General features: G+C 72.9%; 8 protein-coding genes. 6 read left to right on the forward strand and 2 right to left on the reverse strand.

Annotated features, from left to right (window positions below; all coding sequences use genetic code 11):
- Positions 1–168: 168 nt before the first annotated feature.
- A complete protein-coding gene (gcvPB, locus tag F9B16_RS44640; RefSeq protein ID WP_192809300.1) occupies positions 169–1740 on the reverse strand; it encodes an aminomethyl-transferring glycine dehydrogenase subunit GcvPB in 1572 nt (523 codons plus the stop codon).
- Positions 1737–3101, reverse strand: coding sequence for an aminomethyl-transferring glycine dehydrogenase subunit GcvPA (gene gcvPA / locus F9B16_RS44645; protein WP_151546335.1), 1365 nt, complete (start codon positions 3099–3101; stop codon positions 1737–1739). The genes gcvPB and gcvPA overlap by 4 nt, the downstream gene beginning before the upstream one ends.
- Before the next feature lie 102 nt (positions 3102–3203).
- Here gcvPA and F9B16_RS44650 point away from each other — a divergent pair, with 102 nt between their 5' ends.
- From F9B16_RS44650 to F9B16_RS44675, 6 genes are all read left to right on the forward strand, one after another.
- Positions 3204–4526, forward strand: a complete 1323-nt coding sequence (locus F9B16_RS44650; protein WP_151546336.1) for an ABC transporter substrate-binding protein — start codon at positions 3204–3206, stop codon at positions 4524–4526.
- A 1-nt stretch (position 4527) separates the two neighbouring features.
- Positions 4528–5463 (forward strand): carbohydrate ABC transporter permease, encoded by a 936-nt coding sequence (locus F9B16_RS44655; protein ID WP_151546337.1) that lies wholly within the window; start codon positions 4528–4530, stop codon positions 5461–5463.
- A complete protein-coding gene (locus F9B16_RS44660) occupies positions 5460–6302 on the forward strand; it encodes a carbohydrate ABC transporter permease (protein ID WP_151546338.1) in 843 nt (280 codons plus the stop codon). The genes F9B16_RS44655 and F9B16_RS44660 overlap by 4 nt, the downstream gene beginning before the upstream one ends.
- Positions 6299–8299, forward strand: coding sequence for a beta-galactosidase (locus F9B16_RS44665; protein ID WP_151546339.1), 2001 nt, complete (start codon positions 6299–6301; stop codon positions 8297–8299). Before F9B16_RS44660 ends, F9B16_RS44665 begins: the two co-directional genes overlap by 4 nt.
- Positions 8300–8323: 24 nt before the next feature.
- Positions 8324–10474 carry an MGH1-like glycoside hydrolase domain-containing protein gene (locus tag F9B16_RS44670; protein WP_151546340.1) on the forward strand — a complete coding sequence of 717 codons (2151 nt, stop codon included), beginning with the start codon at positions 8324–8326 and terminating at the stop codon, positions 10472–10474.
- Between the two features lie 255 nt (positions 10475–10729).
- Complete coding sequence (locus F9B16_RS44675; RefSeq protein WP_151546341.1) at positions 10730–11485, forward strand: hypothetical protein; 756 nt, start codon at positions 10730–10732, stop codon at positions 11483–11485.
- Positions 11486–11636 lie beyond the last annotated feature (151 nt).

Raw genomic sequence — 11636 nt, forward strand, 5'->3', positions numbered from 1 at the left:
CCGTCCCGAGCCGCGACCGCAGCTCGGCCAGCGCGAGCGCGGCCCGCTCGCCCGCGCGCGGCACCGCGCCCAGCGCGCGCGCCCGCGCCTGCACGTCCGCGCCGTCGCTGCCCTTCAGCCCGGCCCGGCCGCCGATCCCGGCGACCGGGTTGACCACCAGCCCGAACCTCATCCGCCGAGGACCTTGCGGCGGTAGGCGCGCCAGGTCACCGACCACGTCGCGGGGTCGTCCAGGACGTCCTCGCGCGCGCGGTGCACGGTCGAGCGGTGCGGCGCCGTCCGCACGGTCTCCGGCTCCTCGCGGGCCTCGCGCGCCACCTCGGCGAGGATCGCGGCGTACTCGTCTAGGTCCGCCTTGGAGTACGACTCGGTCGGCTCCAGCGTCATCGGCTCCGGGACGAGGAACGGGTGGTGGCTCGTCCAGTAGTGGGTGCCGAAGTCGGCGGCGCGGAGCCCGATGTCCTGGGTGTGTACGCCGGTCTCCTCGGCGAGCCCTTCCCAGCTGTAGCGGACCTGCTCGATCCGGCGCCGCCCCGCCGCGTACGGCGCGGACACGCCGGGGATCTCCAGCACCTTCTTCATCAGGTAGTTGTTGTTCAGCACCGCGACCTCGGCGGCCTCGCGCAGCCCGTCGGCGCCGAGCGACATGATCCACGCGTACGCGCGGACGAGGTTCGGCACGACCCCGTGGAACGGGCGGATCTTCCCGACCGACTGCGGGCGGTCGTCGTCCAGGTGGTACCGCTCGCCGTCGAACTCGACGGTCGGCGTCGGCAGGAACGGCGCCAGCTCGGCGGTGACGCCGCACGCCCCGGCTGCGGGACCGCCGCACGCGTGCGGGGTGGAGAACGTCTTGTGCAGGTTGAAGTGGCACAGGTCGAAGCCCGCGTCGCGGGCCCGGGTGATGCCGAGGATGCCGTTGGCGTTCGCCTGGTCGTAGGCGCACAGCCCGCCCGCCTCGTGGACGATCCGGACGAACTCCTCGATCCGCGGGTTGAAGATCCCGGTGTCCTCGGGGTTGGTGATGAGCAGCGCCGCCGTGCGCGGGCCGACGGCGGCCTTGAGCGCCTCGATGTCGGGGTAGCCGTCCGCGTCCGGGTACAGCGTGATGACCTTGAACCCGGCGGTCTTCGCGCAGGCGGCGTTGGACGGGTGCGAGAAGATCGTCGTGATGACCTCGTCCCGCTCGGGCTCCCCGCGGGCGGCGAAGTACGCGCGGATCATCGACACGTTCGCGTAGATCGCGGCGGAGCCGGCGCCCGGCTGGAGCGAGAACCGGTCCATCCCGGAGATCTCCTTGAGCAGCCCCTCCAGCCGGTGGACGATCTCCAGGACGCCCTGCACGGTCCGCTCGTCCTGCAGCGGGTGCAGGTCGGCGACGCGCGGGTCCCGGACGAACTGGTCGTTGACCTTCGGGCTGTACTTCATCGTGCAGGTGCCCTGCCCGACGTCGATGTTCAGGTCGACGCCGAGGTTCTCCTGCGACAGCCGCAGGTAGTGCCGCAGGACGTGCAGCTGCGACAGCTCCGGCAGCGCGGGCGGCGCGGCGCGGCGCAGCCCGTCCGGGAGGGTGTCGTCGAGCGGCACCTCCGGCTCGGGCACGAGGACGCCGCGCTCGCCGGGGGAGCCCAGCTCGAACAGCAGCGGCTCGTCCCAGCTGGCCTGGTGGAACCGGCGCAGCGGCGGCTTCGGCCCGATGGCGGCGTCGGCGGGGGAGACGGGGGAGCGGTCGGTCTTCACTTCACGATCTCCTGGAGGGTGTCGGCGAGGCGGTCGATCTCGTCCTTGGTGTGCACCTCGGTGACGCAGTACAGGGCGTCGGTGTCCGACAGCGGGACGCCGCCGAAGATCCCGTGCTCCAGCAGCGCGTCGCCGACCTCGGCGGACGTGCGGGAGCCGGTGAAGCGGAGGGTGAAGTCGGCGAAGTGCGGCGCGGCGGCGTACGGCGCCTCGACGCCGGGCACCGCGCCGAGCCGGTCCAGCGCGTACCGGGTGTTCGCCATGATCGTCTCGCCGATCTCGCGCATGCCCTGCGGGCCCATGAGCGCGAGGTAGACGCCGGCGGTGATGCCGTTGAGGGCGGCGGCGGTGCCGACCCACTCCTTGCCCTCCTCGCGCAGCGCGAACGAGGTGCGGTCGTAGGCGACGTCGCCGAACCCGTACTCGCCCTCGACGCTCGTCGGCGCGAGCCCGAACAGCCGGGACGGGAACTCCGCGACGAACCGCTCCTCGTCGCGGGTGGCGATGAACCCGCCGTTCAGCCCGCCGTAGGCCATGTGCAGGCCGAGGGGCTGGACGTCGCCGCACACGATGTCGGCGCCGTACGCGGCGGGCGGCGCCACGACACCGAGCGAGATCGGGTTGCAGCCGGCGACGAGCAGCGCTCCCGCGCCGTGCGCGAGGTCCGCCAGCGACGTCAGCGCCGGGTCGATGATGCCGGACGCCGACGGCGCCTCCGCGTAGACGGCGGCGACGTCGCCCGCGGCCAGCTCCGCCCGCACGGCGGCGAGGTCGATCAGCCCGGTGGACGCGTCGACCGGCACGGCGACCACGTCGTGCACCGGCCGCACGTAGTCATCGATCTTGGAGAGCCTGTCCGCGGCGACCGCGGTGACCAGCAGCAGCCGCCGCGCGCCGGTGATCCGCCCGGCCATCCGCAGCGCGGTCGCGGACGCCTGGTAGCCGTCGTAGACCGGGACGTTCACCACGTCCATCTCCAGCAGCTCGCCCATGAGCGACTGGTACTCCCACAGTGCCTGGAAGCGGCCGTGGTCCTCGTAGGGCTCGCCCGCGTAGGCGGTGAGGAACTCGCTGCGGTTGATCACCTCGTCGACCACCGCCGGGACGTGGTGCCGGTAGCAGCCCGCGCCGAGGAAGCTGAGCGCGTCGCGGGTGCTGGTGTTGCGGGCCAGCAGCCCGCCGACGTGCCGGACGAGCGCGGCCTCCGAGCGCAGCGGCGGCGGCATGTCGAGCGGGCGGCCGAGCCGGATGGCCTCGGGCACGTCCGCGTAGAACTCCGCGACGTCGGCGGCGCCGACGGCGGCCAGCATCTCCGCCTTCACCGCGGGCACGGAGTTCGGGATGTACGGGTGAACGCCCACGCGCTCCCTCACTTTCGTCGCTTTCTCGCCGGACCTCTTGACGAGAACACATGATGCAGTGTGCTGTATACAGCATTATCCCTGCATCCACTGGGAGGCAAGATGGCGACGGGCATCCAGCGGCGGACGGTGCTGACCGCCGGTGTCGTCTCGACGCTGTTCGCGGCCGCCGGCTGCGCGACCGGCGGCGCCCGCAAGGCCGGGCCGGCGCTGACGTCGGCCGCGTCCGGCCAGATCAAGGGAACCGTCAGCGTCTGGTCGTGGGACGTGGCGGCCAAGGCGCTCAAGCGGCTCGCGCCCGCGTTCGAGCAGCGCCACCCCGGCGTCCGGATCGAGGTCGTCGACATCGGCTACGACAACGCCTACGACAAGATCACCGTCGGGCTGAAGTCGGGCAAGGGACTGCCCGACGTCCTCACCATCGAGGGCGGCCGGCTGCCCGGCTACATCGGCGTCTTCCCCGGCGGGCTCTACGACGTCACCGCGCTCGCCGGGCGGTACCGGCCGAGCTTCGCGCCGGCCGCCTGGAAGTACGTCACCGACGAGAAGGGCAAGGTCTTCGCGCTGCCCTGGGACAGCGGCCCCTGCGCCCTCTTCTACCGCACCGACATGCTCAAGGACGCCGGCGTCGACCCGGCCTCCATCCGCACCTGGGACGACTATGTCCAGGCCGGTGAGCGGATCAAGGCGAAGACCGGCAAGAAGCTCCTCGTCATGGACCCCGAAGAGGACAGCATGTTCCCGATGCTGCTCCAGCAGCAGGGGCAGCACTACGTCAAGAACGGGCTCATCGCCGTCAACGACCAGCAGGGCGTCCGCGCCGCGACGCTGCTGAAGACGCTCGCGGACAAGGGGCTCGTCCAGTTCGAGAAGGGCTGGGACGGGCTCGTCGCCGCGACCAAGGCCGGCAAGGTCGCGACCACCCCGTACGCGGTGTGGTGGTCGGGCACCCTCACCGACGAGATGAAGGAGCTCAAAGGGAAGTTCGGCGTCGTGCCGCTGCCCGCCTTCGACGCCGGCGGCGTCCGGACGTCCAACGACGGCGGCTCCGCCCTCGCCGTCACCGGCCAGACCAGGAACGCCGCCGCGGCGTGGGCGTTCGTCGAGTTCATGCTGGCGGACACCGCGAACCAGGTGTCCATGCTCAGGACCGAGGGGCTGTTCCCCGCCTACCTGCCCGCGCTCAAGGACCCGTACGTCACCGCGCCGCAGGAGTACTACGGCGGGCAGCCGGTCTTCAAGACGTTCGCCGACCTGGAGAGCAGCGTCCCGCCCGTCGAGGACACCAAGGACATGCCGAAGGCCCGCGACATCGTCAACGGCACGATCTCCGGGATCGTCCTGCACGGCAAGGACCCGAAGAGGGAACTGGACTCGGCCGCCAAGCAGATCGCCGCCGCCACCGGCCGGCGGATCGCCGGCTGACATGGCGCAGCAGACGACGGCCCGGAAACCGGTCGCGGCCGCCCCGGCGAAGGCGGGCCCCACACGCGGGCGCCGCCGGACGTCGCGGACCGCTCCGTGGATGTTCGCCGGCCCGGCGGCGGCGCTGTTCGGAGTGTTCTTCGCCTATCCGCTGCTCGCCGGGCTCTACCAGAGCTTCACCGCCGACCGCGACGGCGTCACCACCTGGGTCGGGCTCGCCCAATACCGGCGGATGATGCACGACCCGATCTTCTGGACGTCGCTGCGGAACATCGCGCTCATCCTCGTCGTCCAGGTGCCGCTGATGATCGCGCTGGCGCTCGTCATGGCGTACGGGCTGAACCAGTCGTGGCTGCGGTTCCGCGCCACGTACCGGATCGCCTGCTTCCTGCCCGCCGTGACGATGCTGGTCGCCTACTCGGTGGTGTTCCGCGTCCTGCTGAAGACCGACGACGGCCTGGTCGACCAGGCGCTCACCGCCGTCGGGCTGCCGAGCGTCGACTGGCTGAACAGCCCCGGCTGGGCGCGGATCGCGCTGATCGGGTCGATCACCTGGCGGTGGACGGGCTACAACGCGGTGATCCTGCTCGCCGGGCTGCAGGGCATCGCCCGCGAGCAGTACGAGGCCGCCGCGATCGACGGCGCCGGCCCGGCGACCACCTTCCTGCGGGTCGTGCTGCCGCAACTGCGACCCGTCATCCTGTTCTGCCTCGTCACCTCGACGATCGGCACGCTGCAGCTGTTCGACGAGAACTACGTGCTCACCAAGGGCGGGCCGGGCAACGCCACCATGTCCCCGGTCCTCTACCTGTACAAGGTCGGCTTCGAGCAGCTGGACTTCGGCTACGCCGCGGCCATCGCCTGGGTCGTCGTCGTGATCATCGGGCTGATCTCGTACGCGCAGTTCCGCTTCCTCGGGAAGGACGCGACGCGATGACCCTCCTGCCCGCGCGGGGCGGGCCGCCGCCGGGCCGTGCCGCCGCGGTGCTCGTGCTCACCGCCGCGGCGCTGGTGAGCGCCGTCCCGTTCTACTGGATGGTGGTCGCCTCCACCCGCGACAACGCCGAGCTGTTCGCGTCGCCGCCGCCGTTCCTGCCGGGCGGGCGGCTGCTGCACAACCTCGTCGCGCTGCAGGACTCGATCGGCTTCGGCCGGGTGCTGCTGAACAGCGTCGGCGTCTCCGTCGTGTACACGGTGCTCAGCTCGCTGATCTCCGCGATGTGCGGGTACGGGCTCGCGAAGTACCGGTTCCGGGGCCGGGGGCTGCTGCTCGGCCTGGTGCTGGCGACCATGATGATCCCGTTCCAGGTGCTGCTCGTCCCGCTGTTCCAGATGATGGCGAGCCTCGGCTGGGTCGACACCTACCAGGCGGTGATCCTGCCGTTCCTCGCCAACTCGTTCGGCATCTTCCTGATGCGGCAGGCGTTCCTCGGCTTCCCGGACGAGCTGATCGAGTCGGCCCGCATGGACGGCGCCGGCGACCTGCGGATCTTCTACCGGATCGTGCTGCCGGTGGTGCGGCCGCAACTCGGCGCGCTCGTCATCTTCTCGTTCATGACGCAGTGGAACGCGTTCCTGTGGCCGCTGCTGATGCTGAACACCGAGGACAAGTACACCGCGCCCGTCGCGCTGTACACGCTCATCGGGCAGAGCCACGTCGACTACGCCGGGCTGATCCTCGGCTCGTTCCTCGCGACGCTGCCGGTGATGCTGCTCTTCTTCCTGTTCCAGAAGCAGTTCGTTTCCGGTCTTCTTGGAGGTGCCGTCAAGGGATGAGCGGGATCACGCGGGTGCCGGGCTTGCTGTACGGCGGCGACTACAACCCGGAGCAGTGGCCCGAGGAGGTGTGGGCGGAGGACGTCCGGCTGATGCGGGAGGCCGGGGTCAACTTCGTGACCGTCGGGGTGTTCTCCTGGGCGCGGCTGCAACCCGGGCCCGACGAATGGGACTTCGGCTGGTTCGACCGCGTCCTCGGCCTGCTCGCCGAGCACGGCGTCGCCGCCGACATCGCGACCGCGACCGCGTCCCCGCCGGCGTGGCTGGTGCGGGCGCACCCGGAGGTCCTGCCGGTCACGGCGGACGGGGTCCGGCTGGAGTTCGGGTCCCGGCAGCACTACTGCCCCTCGTCGGCGGTGTACCGGCACGCGGCGGCGCGGCTGGCGCGGACCATCGCCTCCCGGTACCGCGACCATCCGGCGCTGGCGATGTGGCACGTCCACAACGAGTACGGCGACCACGTCACCGAATGCTTCTGCGAGGCGTCCGCCGCGGACTTCCGGCGCTGGCTGCGCGACCGGTACGGGGACGTGGCCGCGCTGAACGCCGCGTGGGCGACCGACTTCTGGTCGCAGCGGTACGGGACGTTCGAGGAGATCGAGCCGCCGCGCGCCGCGCCCGGCCCCGTGAACCCGACGCAGGCGCTGGACTGGCGGCGGTTCTGCTCGGGCGCGCTGCTCGCCTGCTATCTGGGCGAGAAGGCGCAGCTCGACGAGGTCGCCCCGGGCGTGCCGGTGACGACGAACTTCATGTCGATGTTCAAGCCGCTGGACTACTGGACGTGGGCCGCGCACGAGGACGTGGTGTCCGACGACGCCTACCCGGACCCGGCCGACCCGGACGCGCACGTCGGGGCCGCGATGAACTACGACCTGATGCGCTCGCTGAAGGGCGGCCGTCCGTGGCTGCTGATGGAGCAGGCGCCGTCGGCGGTGAGCTGGCGTCCGGTGAACGCGCCGAAGCCGCCCGCGCTGGCGCGGCTGTGGTCGCTGCAGACGGTGGCGCACGGCGCGGACGGCGTCCTGCACTTCCAGTGGCGGGCGTCGCGGGCCGGGGCGGAGAAGTTCCACAGCGCGCTGCTGCCGCATCGCGGGACCGCCGGACGGCAGTGGGCGTCGACGGTCGCGCTGGGCGGCGACCTCGCGCGGCTCGCCGAGGTCGCGGGCACCCGGATCGCGTCGGATGTCGCGATCGTCCTGGACTGGAACTCGTGGTGGGCGCTGGAGCTCGACGACCACCCGTCCGCCCGGCTCCGGCTCCGCGACCTCGTCGCGTCCTGGTACGCGGCCCTGGCGGGACGCAACGTCGGCGTCGACTTCGTGCCGCCGGACGGCGACCTCGCGGGATACCGGCTCGTCCTCGCCCCGAACCTGTACCTCATGTCGGACGCGACGGCCGCGCGCTTCACCTCGTACGTCGACGGCGGCGGGCGGCTCGTGTGCGGCTTCTTCAGCGGCATCGTCGACGAGCACGACCACGTCCACCTCGGCGGATACCCGGCGCCGCTGCGCGACGTGCTCGGGGTCGTGGTCGACGAGTTCCGGCCCGTCCCGGACGGCGCGTCCGTTCCGGTGTCGCTCGGCGGGCGGGCGGTCACCGCGACGATGTGGAGCGAGTGGCTGGAAGCCCTGACGGCCGAGGTCGCGGGCACCTACACGTCCGGCGAGCTGGACGGCCGTCCGGCGGTCACCCGCAACGCCTACGGCGAGGGCCGCGCCTGGTACGTCGGCTGCCACCTCGGCGGCGAGATCGGGCTGGTGCTGGACGAGGCGCTCGCCGACGCCGGAGCGCGCCCGGTGCTCGACGCCGCGCCGGGCGTCGAGGTCACGCGGCGCGACGGGCCCGGGAACTCCTACTACTTCCTGCTCAACCAGGCCGGCCGGGAGTGCGAGACGCCCGCGCCGGACGGCGTCGACCTGCTGACCGGCGCCGCCGTCCGCCGGACCCTGCACCTCCCCCCGTACGGAGCGGCGGTCGTCAAGACCGCGCGCGCCTGAACCCACCCCCTCGAAGAGGTCGTCATGCGTCGATCGCTGCATGTCCTGGCCGGGCTGACGCTCGGCTCCGCACTCGTCCTCCCGGTGGACGCCGCCGTCGCGGCGCCGTCACCACGGCCGCCCGGCCCCGCCGGCTACGCCGACGTGCTCGACCTGCACGGCGTCCCGGCGAAGGCCCTGCCGCCCGAGGTCAGCGACATCAACGTGTTCGCCGACCAGGGCGCCTGGCACGCCTACGCCCTGCCGAAGCCCGGCGACACGTACGCCTACGGCGGCTTCACCGGCCCCCTGTACATCGCGCAGGAGTATCCGTGGTGGCTGAGCAAGGCGTTCAGCCGCATCACGCTCAGCGAGAACGGCAAGGAGATCGACCTCGCGTCCGCGAAGAACCCGCGCTTCACGTCGCTGCCTGGCCTGCTCCGCCAGACCTACGACCTGCCGGGCCTGCGGCTCACGCTGGAGTTGCGGTTCGCGTCCGACCGCACCGCGCTCGTCCGGGCGTCCGTGGCGAACACCGGCGGCACCGCGCGGACCCTGCACGTCGGCTGGACGGGCGAGCTGCTGCGCCCCGACGCCGAGCCGATGCGGAGCGCGCCGTCCCTGCACGCCACCGCGGACGGCGTCGCGGTCGCGTTCGCGAAGGTCAGGAAGCAGTGGGACTACCTCACCGGCGGCGGCGAGCGGTTCGAGGTCCGGCACGACGGGCCCGTCCGCACGACCGTCACCGGGGACGCCTACCGCACCGACCTGGCCCGCCCGCTGACCCTCGCGCCGCACCGCTCGTCCGCGCTGGCCTGGACGGAGAGCTACACCTTCACCGCCGCCGAGCGCAGCCGCGAGGACACCGCCGCGCTGCTGCGAAACCCCGAGCGGGTGATCGCGGGGACGGACGAGCGCTGGCGCGGCTACGTCGCCGCCGTCACCCGCGGCGTCCCGGCGGACCGCCGCCGCCTCGCCGTGAAGTCGCTGGAGACGCTGGTCACCAACTGGCGCGGCCCGGCCGGCATGCTCAAGCACGGCGGGATGACCCCGTCCATCAGCTACAAGTGGTTCACCGGCGGGTTCTGGGCGTGGGACACCTGGAAGCAGGCCGTCGGCACCGCCCGCTTCGCGCCCGGGCTCGCGGAGTCGCAGATCAGGTCGATGTTCGACTACCAGGTCGAGCCCGGTTCCAAGACCCGCCCGCAGGACGCCGGCATGATCCCGGACTGCGTCTTCTACAACGACCCGGCGCAGGGCGGCGGCAACTGGAACGAGCGCAACAGCAAGCCGCCGCTCGCCGCGTGGGCGGTGTGGGAGGTCTACCGGCGCAACGGGGACGAGGCGTTCCTCCGCGAGATGTACCCGAAGCTCGTCGCGTACCACGACTGGTGGTACCGCGACCGGGACCACGACCACGACGGGCTCGCCGAGTACGGCGCCACCGTCGACCCGGCGAACGCGACGCCGGAGGACGCCCGGCAGGCCGCCGCGTGGGAGAGCGGCATGGACAACGCGCCGCGGTTCGACGCCGCGCTCGGCACGTCCGTCGTCGAGAACCGCGACGCGGGCGGGCGCCTGGTCGGGTACTCGGTGAACCAGGAGTCGGTCGACCTCAACTCCTACCTCGCCGCCGAGGACGGCTACCTCGCCGCGATCGCCCGTCGGCTCGGCCACCGGGCCGACGCCGAGCGCTGGACGGCCCGGCAGCGCGCGGTCGCCGCCGCGGTCCGCAAGGCGATGTACGACCCGGCGACCGGCTACTTCTACGACATCGACCTCGCGTCCGGGAAGCGCCTCACCGAGCGGGGCCGGGGCATCGAGGGCGCCATCCCGCTGTGGGCGGGCGTCGCGGGAGGCGCCGAGGCCGCCGCCGTCCGCGGCAGGCTGACCGACCCGGGGGAGTTCGCGACGAAGGTGCCGTTCGCGACGGTGGCGAAGAGCTCTCCGTACTTCGCGCCCGAGGAGTACTGGCGCGGCCCGGTCTGGCTCGACCAGGCGTACTTCGCGCTGGCCGGGCTCCAGCGGTACGGCTACCGGCGGGACGCGGCGTCCCTCGCGGACCGGCTGCGCGGCTCGGCGGCGGGCCTGCTCGGCGACGCCCCGATCGCGGAGAACTACGACCCGCTGACCGGCGCGGCGCTGAACTCGACCAATTTCAGCTGGTCGGCGGCGCTGCTGCTGGAACTCGGCTGACCCGCCCCCGCCCGGCCGACCCGCCCGGCCGCCCCCGCCCGGCGGGCGGCCGGGCGGCGGCGCCCGGCCGGGTGGATTTTGCCTTTCCTGTGAGCCCGGCGCGCATTAGTGCGCTTTCCGCCCGGGCAATTCCCCAGCGATCATCGCGTGACGCGCGGTACCGGGGAAAGGGCAGGAATGCGAGTAAAAGGCGCAGAACGGTCGCGGGGTGGGCGGGCGGCACTGGCGTTCGGCGGTGCCGCCGGCCTGGCGCTCATGGCGACGGCCCCGGCGGCGCCGGTGCCGGCGTCGGCCGGAGCCGGCCCGGCCGCGTCGCGCACCGTCACCTACCAGGCCCGGCTGCGGCCGCTGAACCACCAGACCGGGTCGGGTCTGCTGACGCTGCGGCTCCGCGAGAGCACCGCGACGATCACCGAGCGGTACTCCGGGCTCGCGGCGCGGCTCAACGGCGCGCCGTACCCGCACCTGCAGCACATCCACGGCGGCGCCCGCGGCATGTGCCCGCCCGCGTCCGCCGACCGGAACGGCGACGGTGTCGTCAGCACCACGGAAGGGACGCCCTACTACGGCCCGATCCAGACGACCCTCTCGGTGAGGGGCAACGTCACGCCGCAGGCGGGCACCGACCTGAAGATCGCGCCGAAGGGGCCGAGCGTGCGCTACGAGCGGACCATCACGTTGAGCCCGGCGGCCGTCGCCTCCCTGCGCAAGGGCATCGCGGTCGTCGTCGTCCACGGCGACGACCCGCGGCTCCTCGGCCGCAAGGCGCGGAACGAGAAGAGCGACGTGGTCCCGTCGCTGCCGCTCGCCGTGACGTCGCCCGTGCTCTGCGGCGTGCTCCAGCCGATGCCGGCGGGCGGCGCAGCGACCGGCACCGGCTCCACCGCCGGCACCGGCCACGCCGAAGCCGCCTGCCTGTTCGGTGCGGGCGCCGTGCTCGCGGGCGCCGGAGCGCTGGCCCGCGCCCTGCTGGTCTGGCGGCGGAACCGGACGGCGTTCCGGCCCGCATGAGGACCGCCCCGCCGCGCGGCGACCGCCTGACCCTCGGCCTGAGCCTGGCAGCGGCCGCGTGCGGCGCCGCCGCCGTCACCACGGTGATCGCCGGGCACCGGGACGCCGCGCCGCGGGCACCGGCCGCGCCGCGCACCTGGGCGCCGCCCCG

The sequence above is a fragment of the Actinomadura montaniterrae genome, from assembly GCF_008923365.1.
Classification (GTDB): Bacteria; Actinomycetota; Actinomycetes; order Streptosporangiales; family Streptosporangiaceae; genus Spirillospora; species Spirillospora montaniterrae.